We start from the raw sequence: 22,874 nt of genomic DNA, 5'->3' as shown, positions 1-22,874 counted from the left end.
CGCGCACCGATCTTGTGGTTGCCTTTCGGCCGTGACCGACCGGCGCGGACGACTCGACTTCCTGCTGCGCCGCCATCACGGCAAGGCCCGGCGGGACCGGCTGCGCACGGTGCTCGACACGCTGCCGGCGGGCAGCTGGACGTTCCTGGACCTGGCCGAGTCCGACGCGCGCTGGCCGGCCATGCGTCAGGCCTACGGCGCCGCGCGGGAGGCCGACACCCTGGACGTCGGCCAAGAACTGCCCGCGGCGGCGTTCGAGCCGATGCTGCGCGAGGCGCTGACGCGGCTCGGCGACTCGGTACTTGTGGCGACCAGCGACGTGCGCACGGCCGGCGTCCTGGAGATCGCCGCCGCTCCCCTGATCGAACACAGCCTCGCCCTGCTCGACCTGGACCGCGACGACCTGTTCGCCTGCCGCCGCGACCTCACTCGAGGCGTTGCGGCACAACGGTTCGAGTACTCGGACGGGGTCCGCTACCTGCTGGAGTCGTGGGGCGACTAGGGGCGGATCAGGGGGCCGGCGGGCCGGCGACGGCGGTACGCTGCGAACCATGCAGGCACGCCAGCTCGCCGTCGCCGACGCGTTCGAGTTCACCCCGCGCAGCTTCCCGGACAGCCGCGGGCTGTTCGTCGCGCCGTTCCAGGAGGACGCCTTCGTCAAGGCGGTCGGGCACCCGTTGCGGGTCGCGCAGACCAACCACAGCGTGTCCCGGCGCGGCACCATTCGCGGTGTGCACTTCGCGGACACCCCACCCGGCCAGTCGAAGTACGTGTACTGCCCGCGCGGCGCGCTGCTGGACGTGATCATCGACATCCGGGTCGGCTCGCCGACGTTCGGCAAGCACGAGGCGGTGCGGCTGGACGCGAAGTCCTACAACGCGGTGTACCTCGCCGAGGGGCTCGGCCACGCGTTCATCGCGCTGGAGGACGACACCGCGATGAGCTACCTGTGCTCCACCGGCTACAACCCGGGTGCCGAGCGCGGGCTCAACCCGCTGGACGCCGCGCTCGACCTGCCGTGGCCGTCCGACATCGAGCCGATCCTGTCCGAAAAGGACGGTGCGGCACCGACGCTGGACCAGGCGCGCGCGGACGGAATCCTTCCCGTGTACGACGATTGTGCCGCGCACTACGCGAAGTTGCGCGCGCAGTCCACTTAGACAGTCCATTTAGGACGGGACTCTGTCCACTGTGGACCGCAGGGTGGCGTCGGGCCTCGGTCCGGTCGTCCACACGACGTTCAGCTCCTGCCGCCGGAACCGCCAGCCGTGCTCGGTGCGCACGACCTCGGCCTCGTAGTAGCCGCCCGAGGTGAACAACTCGCCCGCGTTCGGCCCGCGCAGCACGTGCGTGTGGATCGCGTCCCAGCGCACGTCCGCACCGTCGCTGTCCACGCTGACCAGGTGATTCGCCGCCAGATGCTGGGTGCGCTCGAACATCTGGAACGCGCTCGCGATGTCCGCGCGCACCGCGTCGATCCCCTCGTAGGCCCCGGTCGGGTACTTGACCCGCACGTCGGCGGTGAACATCTCCGCCGCCCATTCGTCGTCGAACCTCCCCACGTCCAGCGACACGAAGAAGCGGTTCACCAGGTCGACGATCTCTTCCTTGTCAGCTCCCATGTGGACATCGTGGAACTTCGACTTATGTAGAGGTCAAGGCCGAGCCGCCGGCAGCCGTTGTGGCCTCGGCCACAGTCGCCAGCGGATCACCGCGAGCACTTCCGCCGGCCCGAGATCGCGCGAATCGGTCGAGCCGAACTCGTTGTCCCCCAACACGAACCAGCCGTCGCCGTCCTGCCGCGCGGCCCGCTTGACGGACAGCTGACCAGGGCGGGAAGCCCATCTGACCAGCACGATGTCACCGGCGCGCACGCGTGCGCGGAACCGCGCGAGCACGATGTCACCGTCGCGCAGGGTCGGCGTCATGGACGGGCCGCGCACCGACACCCGCCTTATTCCCGTCAGACCGGAATGGGTCAACGATCACCTCCGCGCTGCGGCGCCCATGATGCCGCGAGTAAGGTCGACTTCGTCGGAGCATCCAGCTAATCACCCTGTCAGGGAGGAAAGATGCGACTTTTGTCGCGCCTTCTTCGTCCGCGCCTCGAGGCCACCGCGCACTGCGACCTCCCGTGCGGCGTCTACGACCCGGCGCAGGCCCGGATCGAGGCGGAGTCGGTCAAGGCGGTCCAGGAGAAGTACCAGGCCAACGAGGACCCGGAGTTTCGCACGCGCGCCATCCTCATCGCCGAGCAGCGCAGCGAGCTCGTGAAACACCACCTCTGGGTGCTGTGGACGGACTACTTCAAGCCGCCGCACTTCGAGAAGTACCCGCAGCTGCACGAGCTGATCAACAAGGCCACCAAGGCCGCTGGTGCCGCCGGTACCAAGGGCTCGATGGACCCGGCCAAGGGCCAGGAGCTGCTCGACCTGATCGCCGAGGTCGACAAGATCTTCTGGGAGACCAAGAAGGGCTGAGTCCACTCAGGACGAGTCAGCGCGACGGCGCCCCCGGCATCGGCCGGCGGGCGCCGTTCGCCGTTTCTAGGACCTCGGCTTCTAGGACTTCGGCGTCACGTAGATCGTGATCACCGCGCGCACCACCTCGGTGCCGTCCTTGTCCCGGATAGACACCGGCACCTCGAGGTCCCGCGCGGTGTCGCCGAACTCGGGCTCGCCGTCCAGCTCGGCGACCGCCCGCAGGCTGGTGTTGGCCTTGGCCAGGTACTGGACGGTCATCGCCTTCGGGATCCACCGGTGCGTCGGCGGAACGGTGGCCTCGGCGAGCATGCCCATGGCGATCTCGGCCAGGTTGCACGCCGCGATCGCGTGGAACGTGCCGATGTGGTTGTGCACGCCCCACCACTTCGGCGCGCGCACCTCACAGCGGCCCGGCCGCATGTCCACGACGTGCGGCATGACCGTGCCGAAGTACGGCACTCGCAGGGACATCGCGGCGGAGAACAGCCTCGAACCGAGTGGCCGCCCGGACAGCTTGCGCCACATGCCGTACGTCGGGTTGGACCGTGCTTCGACCGCCATGACGTCCCTCCACGTTGTGTACCCGCGGCTAGTCTACTCGCGAGTAACTTAGCACGGCTCTATGGTTTCGGCGGAGGTGGCGGATGGCTGGCGAGGGCTCGACGGCGTTGTACCTGCTGCGACACGGACAGACCGAGTGGTCGGAGTCCGGGCAGCACACGGGGTTCACCGACATTCCGCTGACGCAGGCTGGTGAGCGCGCCGCCGCGGCGGCCGGACGTCGGCTCGTCGAGCTGCGGGGTGACACGGCGCCGGCGCTGGTGCTGTCCAGTCCACGGCAGCGGGCGCTGCGCACGGCTGAGCTGGCTGGGCTTTCTGTCACCGAGGTGACAGAGGAGATCGCGGAGTGGGACTACGGCGAGTACGAGGGGCTGACCACGCCGCAGATCCGCGAGACGGTGCCGGGGTGGACGGTGTGGACGCATCCGTGTCCTGGTGGTGAGACGGCTGACGACGTCGGGGCGCGGGCTCGGGCGGTGATCGGGAAGGTGTCTTCTGCGTTGGCTGACGGGGATGTCGTGCTGGTGGGGCATGGGCATTTCGGTCGTGTTCTCGTGGCGTCGTGGTTGGGGCTGCCTCCGGCTTCTGGGGTTCACTTTGGGCTTTCGGCTGCTGGGATCTCCGTGTTGGGGGACGAACGTGGAGTTGCACAGGTGCGGCGGTTGAACGTGCCGAGTTGAGTGCACTCCGTCCGTTATTGGCTGCCGCGCTGGTCGCCCTTGTGGTTGTTCCGCGTGGGGGTGTCAGGGCGACCAGCTTGCCACCGGAATGGGGGACGCCATTTTCGTGGGCATTCCGGTAGAATTGTGGTGTGTTGGTAATAGGTGAGGAAATGTCTTGGGATGCGGTTTTGGAGGCCGCGCCTCGGGTATTTGGTGAGCCTGAGTTTGATTTCTCAGATGGGCCGTTTACGCCGGATGAGGCGAGCACGGTCGCGGAGTTGGAAAATGTCGAGCGCGACAAAGCCGCGTTGTGCGCTGACGAGGTTCGACTGCTCGCGCAGTACAACCAACTGCGCGATGGAGTCGAGAACGTCTCTGAGGAGATCGGGCAGGCGTTGAAGTGGTCACCCGGGCACGCTTCGCATCAGGTCGTGATGGCCGCCGCGATGGTGACCCGACTCCCAGCGACGCTGGCCGCGCTCGCCCGGGGTGAGATCGATTGGGCGAAGGCCCGGGCGATGTATGAGGTCACCCGGCCGCTGTCGGATGAGCACGCCGCCCGGGTGGAAGCCGCTGTGCTCGCTGATGCGCCGGACTACTACACCCCGTTTCAGCGCAAGGTGCGCTACTGGGTGAACAAGGTCGACCCCGACGGCGCCGAACAACGCCGACAGCAGCGCCGCAAGGACCGGTGTGTCACCTTCAAGCAGGACGACGACGGGGAGGCCTTCCTCGGTATCCGGGGACCGGTCGAGCAGCTCTACCCCGCCTATCTGCGGATCGACCAACACGCCCGCCGGTTGAAGCAACAAGGCGACACCCGCAGCCTGGATAATTTGCGGTTCGACACCGCCGTCGAGCACTTCTGCGGGGAGAACCAGTCCCACATCAAAACCATTGTGTGGGTGACCGTGCCACACACCACGCTGTTGGGTGTGGACGACAAGCCCGGTGAACTCTTCGGCGTCGACATACTCCCCGCGCAAGTCGTGCGCGAACTGGCCGCCGACGAGAAATCAACGTGGCGGCGAATACTCTACGATCCACCGACCGGGATGATCACCGACGTCGGCAGGAAACGGTATCCGCCGGCGGCGATGGCCGAAAACGTGCGCTTGCGGTTCCGCCGATGTACTCACCCCGGGTGTGACAGGCCGGCCACAAGGTGCCAGATCGATCACACCCTCCGCCACGCCGACCACGGCCGCACCTGCTTGTGCAACCTGAACCCGCGCTGCGAACGCCACAACCTCTGCAAAGAGAAGCCCGGCTGGCAGGTCGAACAACCCCACCCCGATGTGGTGATCACCCGCAGCCCACTCGGACACAAGGCAACCGTGCGCGCGCAGCCGATCGCCGACCCGGACCCGCCGCCGTTCTGATCTAGATTCCGCGCAGGAACGCCTCGATCGAGGTGACCAGGGCGAGCGGTGTCTCGTCCATCGGGTAGTGCCCCGCGTTCAGCATGATCTCCAGCTCCACGTTGGAGTACGCGCTCAGCCACGTGTCACGCATCAGCGCCTCGGGCAGCGCGGGGTCGTGCTCGCCGATGATCACCTTCACCGGCAGGTCGACCTGCGGAATCTCGATGGCCGCGCCGGTCCACTGCGTCAGGTAGGCGCCGAACGCCTCCTTCGTGGACCGCTCCACCGAGCGCGCGGCCATCTGGTTCAGCCAGGTGCCGGACAGCCGGTTCCCGGTGACGAAGTCGATGATCACGCGCCGGTTCGCGGTCTCCTCCACCGACGAGGAGAACAGCGCCGCACCGTCGGCGTCGAACTCGAAGTTCGTCGGCACCGGGTTCACCCCGACCAGGGCCCGCACCTGGTCCGGCGCGGTGGCGAGCACCTGCTGGATGTACACCCCGGCCATCGAGTGCCCCACGAGGCTGAACTCCGACCAGCCCAATTCATCCGCCAGCGCCAGCACGTCGGCGGCGATCTCCTCACGGGTGAACTCGCCGCCGACCTCCAGCCGCGAGCCGTAGCCCCGATAGTCGAAGAACGCGTACCCGAACGCCCCGGTGTCCAGGTAGGGCCACAGCCTGTCGTAGCCCGTCCGATCGGTGAACCAGCCGTTGAGCGCGATCACCTTGTGCGCACCGTCGCCGATGACGTGTGCGGATGCCGGCATGATTTCTCCTTGTGGGGTAAGGGAAATGCCGATCCGCAGAGTATCCGGGGCACGCTCGCGGCAGCAGGTCCGAAAGGGTGACTACCCGGTCGCCGCCGCCAGCACGGCGAGCACGTCCTCGTCGGTGGTCTGGCTGAAGTCGACGTAGAACTGGCCAACCGCACGGAAATCCGGCGGGCAGATGAGGCACTCGATCCGGTCCACCGTGTGACCGAGGGACTCCGCCGCGTCGGGCGCGCACACCGGCGCGGCGAACACCAACCGCCGGGCACTGGTGCCGCGCAGCCGGTTCAGCGCGGCCCACGCGGTCACCCCGGTCGCGAGCCCGTCGTCCACCACGATCACGTCCCGCCCGTCGACCGGAATCGGCGCCCGCCCCTGGTGGTACAGCTCCTCACGGCGCCGCGCCTCGGCCCGCTCACCGGCACACGTCCGGCTCAGGTTCTCCTCGGTGAGCCCCAGCATGGTGAGGCTGGCCTGGTCGTAGTGCGGCGGACCATCGGCGGTCACCGCGCCGAGACCGAACTCCGGCTGGTCGGGCGCGCCGATCTTGCGCGCCACCACGACGTCCAGCGGCGCGTCCAGAATCCGCGCGACCGCACCGGCCACCGGGACACCGCCGCGCGGCAGCCCGAGCACCACCGGTGAACTCCAGTCACCCTCGGCCAGCCGTTCACCGAGGAGCCGACCGGCGTGCTCCCGGTTGTCGAACTTTCCGTCGCCGGAACCGAAGTGGCGCATGTCCTCGGTGTACCACGCGGCGCGCCGACGCGCCGATCAATCAGCTAGCTCCGGGAGCCGCTGGGCACGCTGCTCCCGGAGCTTGTCCGGACGGCTACATCTCGGACTTCTTGAACTCGTAGGCCTTCGCCGCGTCGGAGGTGAAGTTGTACTTCACCGTGCGCAGCCCGAACGGCTTGGCCGGATCGACCGCGAACAACGTGCTGGACCGCGGCGGGTTGCGGGTCTCCGCGGCGCCGTACTGGTAGTCGCCGGCCAGCCCGTCGAAGCCGACCGTGCCGAGTGCCTTGGACGCGGCGAGGATGCCGTCCCGGGACAGATTCCCTTGCTGCACGGCCTTTTCCAGTACCGCGGTCATCGCCCGCGCCTGGTTGTAGCCGAACGCGAAGTAGTAGTCCGGCGGCTGCTGCGGCGCGAACTGCGTCGCCCTGGCCACCATGTCCCGCATGCCCGACACGCTCGCGTCGCCCCACTCGGTGCCCTCGGAGACGATCAGCACCGCCTGCTGCAGATACGGCGCGACGGCGGACTTGGCCAGCGCGCCGGTGTAGCTCGGCGACTGCCCGTACCACCGCGGCGCGAACCTGGCCTGCGCCGCCGTGCCCCAGATCTTCGCCGCGTCGCTGGGCGTCGCGGTGAGGAACACCATCTGGCAGCCGGCACCGGCGAGCGCGCCGATCTGGCCGGTGTAGTTCTCGGTATTGATCTTGAACTTCTGCGTGTTGGCGATGGAGAACTTGTAGCGCTCGGCGGCGAAGTTCAGCCCCTGCAGGCCGGCCTCGCCGTACACGTCGTCCTGCACCATCGCGCAGATCTTGGACGACGTGCTGCCGCCGCCCTCCTTGAGGTAGTGGTCGACCGCGTTGATCACCTGCACCTGGTACGGCGCGCCGACCGGCAGCAGGTTCTCCTCACGCACCCACAGCCCGTCCAGCGACGCGGGCGCGGCGAGCACCTTGTCCGACCGCAGTTGCGGCAGCACGGCCAGCGTGGACGGCGTGCCGAGCAACTGGGTGAACGCGACGACGTTGCCCTTGATCTTGTTGTACTGCTGCACGGCGACGTCCGGCTTGTACTGCGTGTCCTCCTGGGCGAGCTCCACCCGGTACTTGCCGGCGATCCCACCGCTGGCGTTGACCTGGTCGAACCACACCTTGTTGCCAGCGGTCAGCGGCAACCCGATCACGGCGACCGACCCGGTGCTCGGGGTGAGCACCCCGAGTCTGATCGTGGTGCCGTCGAACCCGGCGGTCTTGCCGGGGGCACCGGCCTGGCCGCTGTCCGATCCGCCGTCACCGCCCGCGCCGCCGCAGGCCGCGACGAGCAGCGCCGCCGCGACCGCGGCGACCACACCTTTTCCTCGACGACGTACCAGCATGACGCCTCCTTGATCAGTACGAGAACGGCCAGGCCTTGAAGTAGGCCTTGATCCGCAACCAGATGCCCGCGAGCCCACGTGGCTCCAGGACGAGGAACAACACGATCAGCAAGCCGAAAATGGCTTGGTTGAGCGCGAAGACGCTGATGAACCCTTCTCCCCCGACCCCGGTCTGCACGCCGGGCAGGTACTCCGAGTACCGGTCGATCAGGGCCGGCAGCGCGCCGACGAAGATCGCGCCGAGCACCGATCCGAAGATCGTGCCGAGCCCGCCGACGATGATGATCGCGATGTACTGTATGGACAGCAGCAGGTTCCACTCGTCGGGGCTCACGAACCGTTGGTAGGCCCCGAAGAGCGCGCCGGCCATCGCCGCGACCGCGCTGGAGATGACGAACGCGCCGATCTTGTACCGGCCGGCGCGCACGCCGATCACCTCGGCGGCCTGGTCGCGGTCCCGCACGGCCTGTAGCGCTCGGCCCGGCCGGGTGCGCACCAGGTTCTTCGCCAGCAGCGCGACCACCCCGACGAGCACCCACACCAGCCAGAACCAGCCCTGGTTGCGCGAGTAGGTCTCGCCGGCGATCACCATCTGGTCGATGTCGGCGACGCCGATGTCCACCGGCGCGTTGACCGACGTCCCGGAGTTGCCGCCGGTGAGATCCTTGAAGTTCCGCCAGATGTGCTCGCCGATGAAGATCAGCCCGAGCGTGACGATCGCGAGGTAGTTTCCCCGCAACCGCAAGGCGAACGGCCCGATCAACCCGCCGAGCACCGCGCCGACGACGGCCGCGGCGAGCAGCCATACCGGCAGCGGGAGATCCAGATCGCCGCCCACCCGCGCGGTGATGTACGCGCCGGCGCCGATGAAGAACGCGTGCCCGAGCGAGATCTGCCCGCAGTAGCCGGTCAGCAGGTTCAGCCCGATCGCGCCGATCGCGGTGATGCCGACGTAGATCAGCACGGACAGCCAGAAGTCGTCGTGCACGACCGTCGGCAGCAGTACGAGCACCGCGAGCATCAGCGCCAGGCCGATCTTGGCCGCCGGCGTGCCGAACAGCCGGAGGTCGTCGGAGTAGCCGCGGGTGAGATTGCGGTGCGGCCCGCCGCGCGTTCTGGCCATCAGATCCGCCTCACGTCCTTGGTTCCGGCAAGGCCGTACGGCCTGATCAGCAAGATCACGATCATCACCAGGTAGGGCACGATCACCGACACGTTGTCGCCGGCCCAGGAGAAGAGTTGATCCTGGTAGCCGCGGGTGAGCGCCTCGGCGAGCCCGATGATCAGCCCGCCGGCGACCGCGCCGCCCGGCGAGTCCAGCCCGCCGAGGATCATCGCCGGGAAGGCGGCCAGCGCGATGAACGAGATCGACGGCTGCAACCCGCCCGGCCCCGCCGCGAGGGTGATCCCGGCGAGCGCGGCCAGCGCGGCGGCGATCGCCCAGGACACCGCGTAGACCCGGCGGGCGCTGATCCCCTGCGCCAGCGCGGCCTCCGGATCGAACGCGGTGGCCCGCATGGCCAGACCCAGTGAGGTGTAACGGAAGAACGCGAAGAATCCGATCACCACGGCCGCGGTCAGGCCGATCGTCCACAGGTCACGCACGCCGAGCACGAGGCCACCGACGCCGACCGTCTGGATGTTCCACGGGTTGTCGACCTGCTTGTTGTCGAAGCCCCAGATCGAGGTGATCAGCGGCTCGAGCACGAACAGCAGGCCGATCGTGATCATGATGACGGCGAACGGCGGCTGGCCGACCATGCGGCGCAGCACGATCCGCTCGAACGCGGCGCCCACGACGGCCGCCGACACGCAGGCGAGCACGATCGCGACGGCGAACGCGATCGCGAGGTTGTTGGAGAACGTGTAGCCGAGGTACGCGCCCAGCGCGAGCAACCCGCCCTGCGCGAAGTTGATCACACCGGTGGACTTGTAGATCACCACGAATCCCAGTGCCACCAAGGCATACGTCGACCCGAGCGCCAACCCGGCGAAGCAGTTCTGCAGAAAGGCGGTCATCGCGCCACCACCCCGTTCGGCCAGCCAAAAGCTTTCGGGAAAGCTTCACCGATAGCTTTCACAAAAGCTATCTTGAAAGCTATCTCGAAAGCTTTGCGGGAAGCAGCACCGGTTCGGGTCGACACAGTCACGAGTACATCGCCTCGATCCAGTCCTCGAAAGCGTGGGCGATGGCCTTGCGCTTGACCTTGTGCGTCGCGGTCAGCTCGCCGTCCTCGTGATCGAGTTCCTTGTCCAGCAAGGAGAATCGCTTGATCTTCTCCACATTGGACAGTTCGGTGTTCGCGTCGTCCACCACGGTCTGGATCAGCGCGCGAACCTCGTCCTTGCCGGAGAGATCGGCGTAGGTGGTGTAGGCCAGCCCGCGCCGGGTCGCCCAGTCCCCGACCGTGTCCAGCTCGATCCCGATCAGCGCGGACAGGAACTTGCGCCGGTCACCGATCACCACCGCCTCACGCACGTACGGCGAGACCTTCAACCGGTTCTCGATCTCCGACGGCGAGATGTTCTTGCCGCCCGCGGTGATGATGATGTCCTTCTTGCGGTCGGTGATCCGCAGGAACCCGTCCTCGTCGATCTCGCCCACATCGCCCGTGTGCAGCCAGCCCTCACTGTCCACAGTGGACGCAGTGGCGTCCTCGTCGTTGAGGTAGCCCTGGAAGACGCCCGCCGACCGGGTCAGGATCTCGCCGTCCTCCGCGATCCGGATCTCCACGCCCGGCAGCACCGTGCCGACCGCGCCCAGCCGCACGTCGCCGACCGGGGTGAGCGTGCAGATCGCGGTGTTCTCGGTCTGCCCGTAGCCCTCCCGCACCGGCACCCCGATCGCCCACAGGTACTCCAGCACCTGCGGCGCGATCGGCGCGGCGCCGCTGACCGCCGCGCGCACCCGCACCATGCCGAGCTTCTCCCGCAGCGAGCGGAACACCAGCAGCTCGCACAACCCGAGCACGAGCTTGTCGGCGATCGTGTGCCGGCCGTTCATCCGCCGCGGCGCGATCCGCCGTCCCTGCCGCAGGCACGCCTTGTAGAGCAGCCGCTTGAGCCGGGACGCGTCCGCCATCCTGATCTCCACGCCGGCCAGCATCTTCTCCCACACCCGTGGCACACCAAGGAAAACGGTCGGCTGCACGTCCCGCAGATCGTGCATGAACGACGGCCCGCCCTCGCCGAAGTTGACCACCCCGCCGGCCCACACGGCGTCGATCACGGAGATCAGCCGCTCGGCGATGTGGCACAGCGGCAGGTAGCTGAGCACCTCGTCACTGGACGTGCCACCGAGCGAGGAGATGAACGCGCGGCCCGAGGCGACCAGGTTGGCGTGCGAGATCATCGCGCCCTTGGGCGGGCCGGTCGTGCCGGAGGTGTACACCAGGATCGCGGTGTCCGTCGGGTCCAGCGTTGCGACCGACGATCGCAACGTTGCGATCGTGTCGCCGGTGATCGCACCGGATTCCTCCAGCTTCGCGAACGTGATCACGTCGGCCAGGTCGTCCGGCGGGATCGCCCGCGGGTCGATCACCACGATGTGCCGCAGCGCGGGGAGCCCGGCGCGCACGGCCAGTGCCTTGTCCAACTGCTCGTGATCCTCGGCGATCAGCACCTCGGCGCCGGAGTGCGCCAGCAGGTACTCCACCTCGGCCGCCGGCGATGTCGGGTAGACCCCGATGCTCTGCGCCCCAATAGATTGCACGGCGAGGTCGGCGACCGTCCACTCGGGACGGTTCTCCGAGTGGATCGCCACCCGAGTCCCGGCGCCGACACCGAGCGAGCGCAACGCGGCCGCCACGTCGGCGATCCGCTTGGCGTACCGCGACCAGCTCCACTCGCGCCACACACCTCGGTGCTTCTCCCGCACCGCCACCGCGTCCGGGCGCTCCGTTGCGTGTTCCAACAGCCGCGCCGGCAACGTTGCGGCGAGTTCGGTTTGTTGCGTCGCAACGATGCTGGTCATGCCGCACCGCCGAGGTACGCCTCGATCACCTTGGGATCCCGCTGCACCTCGTCCGGCGTGCCGGACGCGATCACCACCCCGAAGTCCAGCGCCAGCACCCGGTCGGCCAGATCCATCACCAGCCGCATGTCGTGCTCCACCAGGATCATCGCCAGGTCCAGTTCGCGGCGGACCTCGATCAGGTAGCGCGCCATGTCCTCGGTCTCCTCGAGGTTCATGCCGGCCACCGGCTCGTCGAGCAGCAACAGCGTCGGCTCCATGGCCAACGCCCGGCCCAGCTCCGCACGCTTGGCCACGCCGTAGGGCAGCAACCCGGCCGGCGTACGGCGGTACGGCTCCAACTCGAGCAGTTCCACGATCTCCTCGACCGCGGCGCGGTGCCGCACCTCCTCGCGCTTGGCCCGCCCCCACCAGAGCATCCCGGTGAGGAATCCGGTGCGCATCAGGTGGTGCCGGCCGAGCATCAGGTTGTCGATCAGTGTCAGATGCTCGAACAGTCCGAGGTTCTGGAACGTGCGCGCGATCCCCAGCGCGGCGATCGCGGCGGGCGCACGGCCGACCAATCGCTTGTCCCCCAACGTGATCGTGCCCTGCTGCGGCCGGTACACGCCGTTGAGGCAGTTGAAGATCGACGTCTTGCCGGCGCCGTTCGGGCCGATCACCGCGAACAGCTCGCCGCGCCGCACGTCGAAGCTGACCCCGTCCAGCGCGGTCACGCCGCCGAACCGCAGCGTCACGTCCCGCACGTCGAGCAGCACCGTCTCATCCAGACTGTCCACTGAGGACTGTCCATCCGGGACGGCGTCCGGCGGCGCGTCGGTGCGTTCGACGGCGCGCGCCTCGGCGCTCAGGTGCTCCATCGCTTCTTCCTCCGGTAGCCCTTCACCTCGGCGAACGAGCGCCGCTCGGAGTCCGACGACGCCCCGAGGTAGAACTCACGGATGTCCTCGTCGTCCAGCAGCTGCCGCGCCGGCCCGTCGCGCACGACCTTCCCGGTCTCCAGCACGTAGCCGTAGCTCGCGATGGACAGCGCCATCACCGCGTTCTGCTCGACCAACAGCACGCTGGTGCCCTGCTCGTTGATCTGCACCACGATGTCGCGCACCTGCTCGACCAGCTTCGGCGCGAGCCCGAGCGACGGCTCGTCGAGCAACAGCAGTGACGGTGACGCCATGAGCGCCCGACCGATCGCGAGCATCTGCTGCTCGCCGCCGGACAGGTAGCCGGCGATCGCCTTGCGCCGCGAGGCCAGCACGGGGAACAGGTCCAGCACGCGGGCGTAGGAGTCACGGACCTCGGCGCGGGAGCGGCGGGTGAAGGCGCCGGCGCGCAGGTTCTCGTCCACGGTGATCTCGGCGAAGATCCGCCGCCCCTCCATCACCTGCGCGATGCCCCGCCGCACGATCCGGGCGGGATCCTCGCCGGTGATGGCGTCACCGCGCAGGCGCACCGACCCCTTGGTGATCTTGCCTCGGTGTGGCGCGAGCAGGCCCGTGATCGCGCGCAGCAACGTCGTCTTGCCGGCGCCGTTCGCGCCGAGCAGCGCCACGATCGAGCCGGACGGCACCTCGATGCTCAGCCCGCGCAGAACCAGCACCACGTCGTCGTAGACGACCTCGAGGTTGCTCACCGACAGCATCGGTGATGCCTCGGCCTCCTGTGCACCCGTCGACATAGCTGCCCCGTTCTAGCTCGAACACCTGGGCAAATGCCTATGTGACCCCGCTCACGTTGAATACGGAAGGTAGCGGGTGGTGGTTACCGGGAGCAAGAGGTGATCCGAACTGTGACCTCGAAGTCGATCTCAGGCCACAAGTTCGGCGAGCGCCTTCACCGACTTGCGCACGTCTCCCCGCAGCGCCCGGCCGATCACCAAACCCATCGGGCCGATGGTGGGCGGGCCGGTGATCTCGGCGTCGAACGCCACGGTCGAGCCGGAGCCGTCCGGGCGGATCGACAGGTCAAGGGTCACCTTCACGCCGCCCACGCCCTTGCCGGAGATGCGCAGCTCCTCGGGCGCGTTCATCACCTCGACCCGCCAGTTGATCCGGTTGCGCAGGCCCTTCACGGTGACCACGGAGATCAACTCGGTGCCCTCGGTGATCTCGTCGGGCAGCTCGCCGCGCCAGCCCTCGTGCAGGGAGAGCCACTCGCCGAGCCGGGACAGGTCCGACGCGGTCTTCCAGGCGTGCTCCGGCGTCGCGGGAACGCGCGCCTTCTCGCTCACCCTCGCCATGTGCTCTCCTCCGTCGACAGTGTCAGAGTGTGCGTCTGAGAACCGCACTGATCTCGACACCCAGGTGACCACCCAAGCAACCCAGCACAGGCCGCAAGACTCACGCGAAGAACCCTCAGTCCCGTTCCGCGCTGTCAAACACAGCCAGAGCGTACTGCTTGACACCGTCCACTGTGGAGGATTCCAGCTCGCCGCGCGCCACCAGCAGGTCCAGGTGCGCCGACGTCTCGCCGACCGCCAGCATCGCGTTGAACAGGTTCAGCTCGTCGAACTTGCGGTGCCGCCGCGTCCACGGCAGCGCGCGGGCGGTCTCGAACGCGGTGCCGGTGCCGGCCCGCACCGCCGCCGTGGTCGCGGCCAGCCGGTCGTCGTGGTGCGCGAGCAGTTCGTCCACCCTGCTGTGCACACTCGGCGCGATCTCGCCGTGCGCGGGCAACATCCGCATGTCCGGGTAGGTGCGCACCAGGCGCAGCGAGTCGAGGTAGTCGCCGAGCGGCAGTTCCGCGCGCACCGGCTCGAAGCCGATCGACGGCGTGATGTGCGGCAGCACGTGGTCGCCGGTGAACATCACGCCCTCGGCGGAGTCCAGGAACACCAGGTGGCCCTGTGTGTGACCCGGAGTGGGGAGCGCCAGCAGCTCGCGGTGGTCGAGGTCGATCGAGGCACGGCCGATGATCCACTCGTCCGGATCCTCGTAGTCGCGGCGGGCCGTCTCCTCGCTGCTCGGGTCGTGCGCGGCTTGCAACTGCTCGGCGAGGTGCAGCGCGCCCCAGCGCCGCACGTCGGCGAACATGCGGTCCAGCCGGTCGCGCATCACCCACTCCATCGAGGGCTGCTCACCCGCACCCAAGGCCACCTTCGTGCCGAACATCCGCCGCAGGGATACCGCCATCGTGTAGTGGTCGCGATGCATGTGGGTGACCAGGAACCGGCGCACGTCGGTGAACTCGTAGCCGATCGACCCGAGTGCGGACTCCAGCGCGTCGCGCGCCTCGTCCAGCGCCCAGCCGGAGTCGATCAGCACGACGCCGTCACCGTCCGCGATCGCGTACACGTTCACCGCGCGCAGCCCGTCGTTCGGCAGCGGCAGCGGGATGCGGTGCACGCCAGGGGCGACCTCGAACACGCCCGGCTCGGTCCAGTCAGCCATACGACTCCCTTCAACGCAGCAGCTCGACGCCGTCCGGCAGTGCGGCCTCGGCGAGATGATCGAGCAGGGTCGCCCGAAACGCGGCCGCCGCCTTGGTCGGCGCCACGTCGGTGCGGTGCGCCACGGCGATGGTACGGCGCAGCTCAGGGGCGACCAGCCGAGTGCCACGCAGGCCCGGCCGCGCGGCCAGCACCATGCTCGGCACGACCGCGCACCCCAGACCCGCCTCGACGAACCGCAGCACCGCGTCCATCTCTCCGCCGGCCACGGCCAGCGTCGGCTCGAACCCGGCGCGCCGGCACGCCGTGAGGGTGGCCTCGCGCAAGTCGTAGCCCTCGCGGAACATCACCAGCGGACGGTCGCGCAGCTCACGCAGCCGCACGCTGTCCCGCTCGCCCGGCCAGCCGCCACCGGCCGCCGGGGACGCGAGCACCAGGCTTTCCCGCAGCACCGGCGCGGTGGTGAGCGCGCTGTGGTTCACCGCGGGCGACACGATCACCAACGCGAGATCCAGCTCACCGTCGGTGAGTGCCGCGACCAGGTCCCGCGAGCCGCTTTCCTTGACCAGCAAGCGGATTCCGGGGTGCCGCCGGTGGAACGTGGCCAGCGCGTCGGCGAACACGCTGCCGCACAGGCTGGGCGTCGCGCCGACCCGGACCCGTCCGGCGCGCAGGCCGGCCAACTCCGCGACCTCGAGCCGCGCGACGTCCACGTCGGCGAGGATCCGCCTGGCCACGGGCAGCAGCGCCTCGCCTGCCGGGGTGAGCGACACGTTGCCACGGGCCCGGCTGAACAGGTCCGCGCCCAGTTCGTGCTCCAGCGTCCGGATCTGTGTGGACAGCGACGGCTGCGCCACGTGCATCCACCCGGCCGCCTTGGTGAAGTGCCGCGTGTCGGCCACCGCGAGGAAGTACGCGAGCTGCTGAAGGGTCACCCTCACACGATAGCCTGACCCTATCGAGTCGAGCCGATTCATATATTGGACGCACTGAGTTTCCTGCTCGTACCGTCAACGACGTGGCACTCATGACACGGGAACCTCGTTCCAGCGCAACAGCTTCGCGGGTGTCCATTGTGGACCGATGGCATGCCACCCGAGCCGGGGCGCTGTGGCACTCCTCGATCGGCAAGAAAGCCGTGATGGCGATCACGGGAGCGGCGCTGCTGCTGTACGTGGTCGTGCACATGCTGAGCAACCTGAAGTTCTTCCTCGGGCCCGAATCGCTGGACGGCTACGGGCACTGGCTGCGCTCGATCGCGGCCGGCGCGCTGGGCTACGAAGGCTTCGTCTGGATGGTCCGGGTCGGCCTGCTGGCCTGCGTGATTCTGCACGGCGTGGCCGCGGTGCAGCTCGCGCGGCGTGCACGGCGGGCCCGCCCGGACCGGTACCGCACGCGAACCCGGGTGGCCGACGGGTACGCGGTGCGCACGATGCGCTGGGGCGGCGTGATCCTCGCCCTGTTCATCGTCTACCACATCCTCGACCTCACCACCGGCACGCTGAACCCGCACGGCGTGCACGGCGAGATCCACGCCAACGTGCGGGCCGACTTCGATCGCTGGTACGTCGTGCTCGCGTACACGGTTTCCGTTGTGGCACTTGGCTTTCACATCAGGCACGGGCTGTGGAGCGCGCTGCAGAGCCTCGGCGCGGCCGGCCGCGAACAGCGCACGCTGCGCCGGATCGCCCTCGGCGGCGCGGTGTTCGTGTGCGCCGGGTTCCTGTCCATCCCATTCGCCGTCATCACCGGATTGAGCTGATCATGTACATCACCGGACCGTCCATTGTGGACACCAAAGCCGGCGACGGCCCGCTCGAAAAACGCTGGCAGCGCCGCCGGTTCAGCGCTCGCCTGGTGAACCCGGCCAACAAGCGCAAGCTGTCGGTGATCGTGGTGGGCACCGGACTGGCCGGCGCGTCGGCCGCGGCCACACTCGCCGAGTTGGGCTACCAGGTCGCGTCGTTCTGCTACTCGGACAGCCCGCGCCGGGCGCACAGCATCGCCGCGCAGGGCGGGATCAACGCGGCCAAGGACTACGCCGGCGACGGCGACAGCGTGTTCCGCCTGTTCCACGACACGATCAAGGGCGGCGACTTCCGGGCGCGCGAGTCCAACGTGCACCGGCTGGCGGAGCTGAGCGTGCGGATCATCGACCAGGCGGTGGCGCAGGGCGTGCCGTTCGCCCGCGAGTACGGCGGACTGCTGGACACCCGCTCGTTCGGCGGCGCGCAGGTGTCGCGCACGTTCTACGCACGCGGACAGACCGGCCAGCAGTTGCTGCTCGGCGCGTACTCCGCGTTGTCCCGGCAGATCGCGTCAGGGCGGGTCACGATGCACCCTCGCACCGAGATGCTTGACCTGATCGTGGTGGACGGCCGGGCGCGCGGCATCGTGGTGCGCGACATGATCACCGGCGCGGTGTGCACCCATCTCGCCGACGCCGTGGTGCTGGCCACCGGCGGGTACGGCAACGTGTTCCACCTGTCCACGAATGCCAAGCACGGCAACGCGACCGCGATCTGGCGGGCGCACCGGCGCGGCGCGCTGTTCGCCAACCCGTGCTTCACCCAGATCCACCCGACGTGCATTCCGGTGAGCGGCGAGCACCAGTCCAAGCTCACCCTGATGAGCGAGTCGCTGCGCAACGACGGACGAGTGTGGGTGCCCGCCCGCGCGGGTGACACCCGTACTCCGAAAGAGATCCCCGAGCACGAGCGCGACTACTTCCTGGAGCGCCGCTATCCCAGCTTCGGCAACCTCGTGCCACGTGACATCGCCTCCCGCGCGGTGAAGTCGGTGTGCGACGCGGGCTGGGGCGTCGGGCCGGGCGGGCGCGGGGTGTACCTCGACTTCGCCGACGCGATCTCCGCGCACGGCAGGGAAACCGTGGCCGCGCGGTACGGCAACCTGTTCGAGATGTACGAGCGGATCACCGACGCCGACCCGTACACCACGCCGATGCGGATCTACCCGGCCGTGCATTACACGATGGGCGGGCTGTGGGTGGACTACGACCTGCGGAGCACGATTCCCGGGCTGTTCGTGATCGGCGAGGCCAACTTCTCCGACCACGGCGCGAACCGGCTGGGCGCCAGCGCGCTGATGCAGGGCCTGGCCGACGGATACTTCGTGCTCCCCGCCACGATCGGCGACTATCTCGCCGACGGACCGTTCCCGCCGATCGACCCCGGCGTGCTCGACACGGCGGAAACCGAAGTGCGACAACGGATCCAGCGGCTGCTCGGCATCGGCGGCGACCGGTCGGCCGAGGACTTCCACCGCGAGTTGGGCGCGCTGATGTGGGACCACTGCGGCATGGAGCGCACCGAGTCCGGCCTGCGCAAGGCACTGGAGCGGATCGGATCGCTGCGTGCGGAGTTCTGGCGGCGGCTGCGGGTGACCGGCAGCGGCGAGTCGCTCAACCAGGAATTGGAGAAGGCCGGCCGAGTGGCCGATTTCCTGGAGCTGGCCGAGCTGATGTGCGTGGACGCGGTACACCGCGAGGAGTCCTGCGGCGGACACTTCCGCACCGAGCACCAGACCACCGACGGCGAGGCGGTGCGCGAGGACGACCGGTTCTCCTATGTGGCCGCCTGGGAGTTCACCCGGCTCGGTCAGCCGCCCGTGCTGCACAAGGAGGAACTCGTGTTCTCCGCCGTCACCCCATCGGTGAGGAGCTACGCATGAAGGTGAACCTTCGCATCTGGCGGCAGGCCGACGCGGACCAGCGCGGCGAGCTGTGCTCCTACGAGGTCGGCGGCGTGTCCGAGGACATGTCGTTCCTCGAAGTACTGGACACACTCAACGCGTCGCTCGTGGCACGTGGCGATGACCCGGTGGCCTTCGACCACGACTGCCGGGAAGGCATCTGCGGCGCCTGCGGAATGATGATCAACGGTGTGGCACACGGGCCACGGCGTGCCACGACAGCGTGTCAGTTGCATATGCGAGAGTTCCGCGACGGCGCCACGATCACCGTGGAACCCTGGCGCGCCAAGGCTTTCCCGGTCGTGAAGGACCTCGTGGTGGATCGCTCCGCGTTCGACACGATCATCCAGGCCGGCGGATACGTGACCGCGCCGACCGGCAGTGCGCCGGACGCCAACGCGGTCCCGGTGCCCAAGCACGACGCCGACGACGCGTTCACCGCCGCCGCGTGCATCGGCTGCGGCGCGTGCGTCGCGGCCTGCCCCAACGGTTCGGCCACGCTGTTCACCGCGGCGAAGGTGGCACATCTGGCGAAGTTGCCGCAGGGCCAGCCGGAGCGGTACTCGCGGGTGGTCGACATGGTCGCCGAGCACGACGCGCAGGGATTCGGCGGCTGCACCAACACCGGCGAGTGCACCGCCGTGTGTCCCAAGGGAATCGGCTTCGACGTGATCGGCGTGCTCAATCGCGATCTCCTCACCGCCACACTGAAACGCCAGGCCAGGTAACACGCAGCCGCACCCAAGGGGAACGTGACGCAACCCAGCTCGGCCAGTCGCCAAACTTCGCGGTCGTCAAGGCTACCGAGCTGAAACCCGCCGAACTCGTGAATCCGTTGGCGCGCCTGGTGTTCCGCTTCGACCAACCGGCCCGCGAGTATGTCGCGAACCCGAAGCACCTCACCGTGTGTTACAGCGCGGAATTCAACTACTACGGCGTGATCGGCAAGCCGAGAGAGGTCGGCTGCCCGGACGGCGCGCGGGCGATCACCCCGCCGTCGGTCGCGCCGCCACCCAAGTGGGAGATCCCGCAGGGGACGGACAAGGCGCTGCACGGCGTGCTGACTGGTCTGCCAGCGGCACCACCGTCTGACGCTGACGTGATCGCGGCCGTCCGCCGCGCGATGCCGCCCCGGTCGGTCAGCCAGCCGACGTCACGGCCAAGGTCCGTGGCACCAGCCGGGTGAACTCTCCAGCGGCTCGACCACGGCCGTTTCCCTGCGTGGCCAGCGCCCGCCGCACTGACCCTCATCGACCGCTAACACTCCGTTTGCCGCCGGACGGCATGCCTGCCAGGATTCCGTCGCCCAAGAACTGAGAGACGGAGTGAACATGGTGCGCATCGCGCGGATCACGGCCGCGGCGCTGGCGATGACCGCGTCCGTCACCCTGACGGCGTGCGGCGGAGACGACGCTCCGAGTTCCACCGGCTCTCCAGGCACCCCGCAGTCGACGAGCGACTCACCTTCCGGTGACGTGCCGCCCACCACCTCGGGAAGCGCGAAGCCCGGCAAGGAGCCGCTGCTCGACCTCGACCCGTGCACCATGATCTCCGCCGCCGAGGTCAGGGCGGCCGGCATCACCAAGAAAGTGGACCCCGACCCCATGAGCGGCGGCTCCTCCACCAAGATCTGCACCTGGGGCGAGATCGCACTCAAGGGCATCACCCTCACGCTCAGGGCGAGCAACCCCGAAGGTGCTCAGCCCATGGGTACCACACCAGGGCCCGAGTCCACAGTGGACGGTCGAAGGGTGCTGCGTTACACCACCGAGACGCGGCAGGTCGTCGCGAGCGAGTGCACGTCGGTCATCGTCGTGTCCCCTCGCTCCTACGTGAAGGTGCAGTTCGCCGACAAGACGCCGATGGCCCAGATATGCGCCCAGGTGGACCGGTTGGTGACCTCGATCTCGACCAAGCTCCCCCGCTAGGCTCGCCCGGCATGGGCGCCTGGAGCACCGGACTCTTCGACAACGACACCGCGGCGGACGTCCGCTCGGACTACGAAGACCTCGTCGCGCGGGGACACACGCCGGACGACGCGGTCGGCCGGCTGGAGACCGAGTACGGCGACGACCCCGACCTGTGGCTCGCACTGGCGGCCACGCAACACGAACTCGGCGCGGTGTCGGCACGGGTGCGCGACCGTGCCGAAGCGATCATCGACAACCCACGCGAACTGGACCGCTGGGCACCCGAGAGCCGGAGCGCGCGCGAGTCGGCGCTCACCGAACTTCGCGGGAAACTGCGTGTGTCCGGCATCCCGCCGCGAAAGCGACCACGGCGCCGGACCCGGCGAGACACCGACCTGACTCCCGGCCAGCACGTCGTCGTGCGCGTGCCCGCTCCGGTGTTGTTCCGTGTCGTGCGGATCCACGAGGACAAGGGCGGCCGGCACCCGGTCCTCGTCCTCGTGCGATGGGACGGCGACGAGCGCACCCTCGCCGAGGCGCACCGGCTGCCCCCGGTCCCGAACCCCAAGCCGCTCAGGAAGGAAGAGGCACTCGGGTTCCTGCTGGTGGGTGATCCGCTGCCGGCAGAGCAGGTCCAGGTGCTGCCGGTCGTCGCGGACGACGGGACACCGTCGATGCGCTGGTACTCGCAACTGGTCGTGAAGTGGACCGAGATCGCCGGCAAGCTGCCGTGAAACCCTTGTCCGACAAGGGAATCGCTAACTGGGCCGCACCCCGGTGTACACACCGCGCAGCCGGAACCGGCGCGGGTCGGCCTGGTACTCCTCCAGCGCGTGCGCGATCCAGCCGGCCATCCGGGAGATCGTGAACAGCAGTTCGCCCGCGGTCTCCGGCATGTCGTGCTCGATCATCAGCGCGGCGAGTGCCAGGTCCACATTGGGCAACCAGCCACGGCGGGTGCGCAGTTCGGCGATCAGCGTGGTGTGCTCGGACTCGGGCAGTACGCCAAGCAGGTACTCCGCGCGCGGATCGGCTCGCTCGTAGATCGCGTGCCCGAAGCCCGGCGGAATCGACCCGCCGGCCAGGCACTCGCCGAGCGTGCGGTGCGGATCGGCGTGCGCGGACCGCAGCAGCCGGTACGCGGCGATCGACGCGGACCCGTGGCGCGGGCTGTCCGCGGCGCTCAGCCCCGCGGTGATCACCGCGTACGGGTCGCAGCGCACGCTCGCGGCGACTCGGGCGGCGGTGGTGGACATCGCCATGTCGTGGTCGGCCAGCAGCACCAACACCCGGCGGATCAATTCACGTGCCGCGGGCGTGCCGAAGTGCGCCGCCAGCATGTCGGCGATCGTCCGGCCGTCCGCGCCGGGCAGGCTGCCGGCCGCGAGCCCGATCGCCCGAGTGGCCGCCTGCACGACGGAAACCGGTGTCAGATCGTGCTTTCCGGGATCGCCCGCGCCCGCGAGGATCACGGCGATCTTGAGCTGGTCGAGCCGGTGGGCGGTGCTCGGCAGGCTCGCGCGCACCCGGGCGGCCGCCTCCGGATCGGGCACGAGGGTGACCGGATCGGATTCCCACAGCAGCGCGCACACCTGCTCGAAGTCGTGCGTCTCGGCCAACTCGGTGGCCGCCGTCCCCCGGAAGTACAACCGATCGTGGTCCAGCAGAGTGATCGAGGTGTGGATCTCGTCGGCGACGCCCGGCCCGCGGCGCTGCCGGCCCGGCCCGGTGGTTCCGGTGAGGGCGCGGACCTGACTGAGAGCGAAGTAACTCTCCCGGTTTCCCGGTCGCCGTACGCGAGTCAGCACACCCCGGCTGACGTACGCGTAGACCGTCTCGATCTTGACGCCGAGATAGCGCGCGACCTGCGCACTCGTGAGGTGCGCCCGACCGTCGATGGAGATCGTCGCCGGTGTACGTGGCATCCCGGTGCGTCC

Annotated in this window: 26 protein-coding genes; 11 read left to right on the top strand and 15 right to left on the bottom strand. The window is 68.8% G+C overall.

From position 1 onward, the window contains the following. Positions 1–31 precede the first annotated feature (31 nt). Positions 32–502, top strand: a complete 471-nt coding sequence (locus EV193_RS26845) for a hypothetical protein (protein ID WP_130347708.1) — start codon at positions 32–34, stop codon at positions 500–502. 49 nt (positions 503–551) lie between these two features. Continuing rightward, entirely contained in the window at positions 552–1,160 is a 609-nt protein-coding gene (locus EV193_RS26840; protein ID WP_130347707.1) for a dTDP-4-dehydrorhamnose 3,5-epimerase family protein, read from the top strand. Positions 1,161–1,169: 9 nt separating this feature from the next. On the opposite strand, the gene EV193_RS26835 is transcribed toward EV193_RS26840, so the two are convergent. Together EV193_RS26835 and EV193_RS26830 are read right to left on the bottom strand one after the other, a co-directional pair. After that, on the bottom strand, positions 1,170–1,622 hold the full coding sequence (locus EV193_RS26835; protein WP_130347706.1) for a nuclear transport factor 2 family protein: 453 nt from the start codon (positions 1,620–1,622) through the stop codon (positions 1,170–1,172). Between the two features lie 33 nt (positions 1,623–1,655). Further along, entirely contained in the window at positions 1,656–1,943 is a 288-nt protein-coding gene (locus EV193_RS26830) for a S26 family signal peptidase (protein WP_278044223.1), read from the bottom strand. Positions 1,944–2,072: 129 nt separating this feature from the next. Between EV193_RS26830 and sodN the strand changes: the two genes are divergently transcribed. After that, entirely contained in the window at positions 2,073–2,480 is a 408-nt protein-coding gene (gene sodN, locus EV193_RS26825) for a superoxide dismutase, Ni (protein ID WP_130347705.1), read from the top strand. An 81-nt stretch (positions 2,481–2,561) separates the two neighbouring features. Here the strand turns inward: sodN and EV193_RS26820 are convergent, their stop codons facing one another. Next, entirely contained in the window at positions 2,562–3,044 is a 483-nt protein-coding gene (locus EV193_RS26820; RefSeq protein ID WP_130347704.1) for a hotdog fold domain-containing protein, read from the bottom strand. A gap of 83 nt (positions 3,045–3,127) precedes the next feature. Between EV193_RS26820 and EV193_RS26815 the strand changes: the two genes are divergently transcribed. Continuing rightward, positions 3,128–3,724 (top strand): acid phosphatase, encoded by a 597-nt coding sequence (locus EV193_RS26815; protein ID WP_130347703.1) that lies wholly within the window; start codon positions 3,128–3,130, stop codon positions 3,722–3,724. Positions 3,725–3,876: 152 nt separating this feature from the next. Next, on the top strand, positions 3,877–5,088 hold the full coding sequence (locus EV193_RS26810; RefSeq protein WP_130347702.1) for an HNH endonuclease signature motif containing protein: 1,212 nt from the start codon (positions 3,877–3,879) through the stop codon (positions 5,086–5,088). Position 5,089: 1 nt separating this feature from the next. On the opposite strand, the gene EV193_RS26805 is transcribed toward EV193_RS26810, so the two are convergent. The 11 genes from EV193_RS26805 to EV193_RS26755 form a co-directional block, all read right to left on the bottom strand. Then, positions 5,090–5,839: an alpha/beta fold hydrolase gene (locus EV193_RS26805; protein WP_130347701.1), complete on the bottom strand. Its 750-nt coding sequence runs from the start codon at positions 5,837–5,839 to the stop codon at positions 5,090–5,092. Positions 5,840–5,920: 81 nt separating this feature from the next. Continuing rightward, positions 5,921–6,580: a phosphoribosyltransferase gene (locus EV193_RS26800; protein WP_130347700.1), complete on the bottom strand. Its 660-nt coding sequence runs from the start codon at positions 6,578–6,580 to the stop codon at positions 5,921–5,923. 94 nt (positions 6,581–6,674) lie between these two features. Continuing rightward, entirely contained in the window at positions 6,675–7,958 is a 1,284-nt protein-coding gene (locus EV193_RS26795; protein ID WP_130347699.1) for an ABC transporter substrate-binding protein, read from the bottom strand. 13 nt (positions 7,959–7,971) lie between these two features. Further along, positions 7,972–9,081 carry a branched-chain amino acid ABC transporter permease gene (locus EV193_RS26790; RefSeq protein ID WP_130347698.1) on the bottom strand — a complete coding sequence of 370 codons (1,110 nt, stop codon included), beginning with the start codon at positions 9,079–9,081 and terminating at the stop codon, positions 7,972–7,974. After that, positions 9,081–9,977 (bottom strand): branched-chain amino acid ABC transporter permease, encoded by an 897-nt coding sequence (locus EV193_RS26785; protein WP_130347697.1) that lies wholly within the window; start codon positions 9,975–9,977, stop codon positions 9,081–9,083. The genes EV193_RS26790 and EV193_RS26785 overlap by 1 nt, the downstream gene beginning before the upstream one ends. 127 nt (positions 9,978–10,104) lie before the next feature. After that, positions 10,105–11,931, bottom strand: coding sequence for an AMP-dependent synthetase/ligase (locus EV193_RS26780; RefSeq protein ID WP_130347696.1), 1,827 nt, complete (start codon positions 11,929–11,931; stop codon positions 10,105–10,107). Continuing rightward, positions 11,928–12,791 carry an ABC transporter ATP-binding protein gene (locus tag EV193_RS26775; RefSeq protein ID WP_130347695.1) on the bottom strand — a complete coding sequence of 288 codons (864 nt, stop codon included), beginning with the start codon at positions 12,789–12,791 and terminating at the stop codon, positions 11,928–11,930. Before EV193_RS26775 ends, EV193_RS26780 begins: the two co-directional genes overlap by 4 nt. After that, a complete protein-coding gene (locus EV193_RS26770) occupies positions 12,779–13,570 on the bottom strand; it encodes an ABC transporter ATP-binding protein (RefSeq protein WP_130347812.1) in 792 nt (263 codons plus the stop codon). Before EV193_RS26770 ends, EV193_RS26775 begins: the two co-directional genes overlap by 13 nt. A gap of 165 nt (positions 13,571–13,735) precedes the next feature. Beyond that, positions 13,736–14,167: a type II toxin-antitoxin system Rv0910 family toxin gene (locus EV193_RS26765; RefSeq protein ID WP_130347694.1), complete on the bottom strand. Its 432-nt coding sequence runs from the start codon at positions 14,165–14,167 to the stop codon at positions 13,736–13,738. A gap of 115 nt (positions 14,168–14,282) precedes the next feature. Next, entirely contained in the window at positions 14,283–15,317 is a 1,035-nt protein-coding gene (locus tag EV193_RS26760) for an MBL fold metallo-hydrolase (RefSeq protein ID WP_130347693.1), read from the bottom strand. Between the two features lie 10 nt (positions 15,318–15,327). Continuing rightward, positions 15,328–16,251 carry a LysR family transcriptional regulator gene (locus EV193_RS26755; RefSeq protein ID WP_130347692.1) on the bottom strand — a complete coding sequence of 308 codons (924 nt, stop codon included), beginning with the start codon at positions 16,249–16,251 and terminating at the stop codon, positions 15,328–15,330. A gap of 140 nt (positions 16,252–16,391) precedes the next feature. On the opposite strand from EV193_RS26755, the gene EV193_RS26750 reads away from it, so the two are divergent. The 6 genes from EV193_RS26750 to EV193_RS26725 all read left to right on the top strand — a co-directional run bounded on the left by EV193_RS26750 (position 16,392) and on the right by EV193_RS26725 (position 21,671). Further along, positions 16,392–17,078 (top strand): succinate dehydrogenase cytochrome b subunit, encoded by a 687-nt coding sequence (locus EV193_RS26750; protein WP_341273206.1) that lies wholly within the window; start codon positions 16,392–16,394, stop codon positions 17,076–17,078. A gap of 2 nt (positions 17,079–17,080) precedes the next feature. Further along, the gene (locus EV193_RS26745) at positions 17,081–19,006 is read left to right on the top strand and encodes a fumarate reductase/succinate dehydrogenase flavoprotein subunit (protein WP_130347690.1); all 1,926 of its coding nucleotides are present in this window, start codon (positions 17,081–17,083) and stop codon (positions 19,004–19,006) included. Next, the gene (locus EV193_RS26740; protein WP_130347689.1) at positions 19,003–19,755 is read left to right on the top strand and encodes a succinate dehydrogenase/fumarate reductase iron-sulfur subunit; all 753 of its coding nucleotides are present in this window, start codon (positions 19,003–19,005) and stop codon (positions 19,753–19,755) included. Before EV193_RS26745 ends, EV193_RS26740 begins: the two co-directional genes overlap by 4 nt. 98 nt (positions 19,756–19,853) lie before the next feature. Continuing rightward, on the top strand, positions 19,854–20,213 hold the full coding sequence (locus EV193_RS26735) for a hypothetical protein (protein ID WP_130347688.1): 360 nt from the start codon (positions 19,854–19,856) through the stop codon (positions 20,211–20,213). A 145-nt stretch (positions 20,214–20,358) separates the two neighbouring features. Beyond that, a complete protein-coding gene (locus tag EV193_RS26730; protein WP_130347687.1) occupies positions 20,359–20,955 on the top strand; it encodes a DUF3558 domain-containing protein in 597 nt (198 codons plus the stop codon). Positions 20,956–20,966: 11 nt separating this feature from the next. Next, positions 20,967–21,671: a hypothetical protein gene (locus EV193_RS26725; protein ID WP_130347686.1), complete on the top strand. Its 705-nt coding sequence runs from the start codon at positions 20,967–20,969 to the stop codon at positions 21,669–21,671. A 24-nt stretch (positions 21,672–21,695) separates the two neighbouring features. On the opposite strand, the gene EV193_RS26720 is transcribed toward EV193_RS26725, so the two are convergent. After that, positions 21,696–22,862, bottom strand: a complete 1,167-nt coding sequence (locus EV193_RS26720; protein ID WP_130347685.1) for a citrate synthase — start codon at positions 22,860–22,862, stop codon at positions 21,696–21,698. Positions 22,863–22,874 lie beyond the last annotated feature (12 nt).

Source organism: Herbihabitans rhizosphaerae (genome assembly GCF_004216555.1).
Lineage (GTDB): Bacteria > Actinomycetota > Actinomycetes > Mycobacteriales > Pseudonocardiaceae > Herbihabitans > Herbihabitans rhizosphaerae.
The sequence above is the reverse complement of the archived record's forward strand: the minus strand, read 5'-3'. Positions and strand labels throughout refer to the sequence as shown.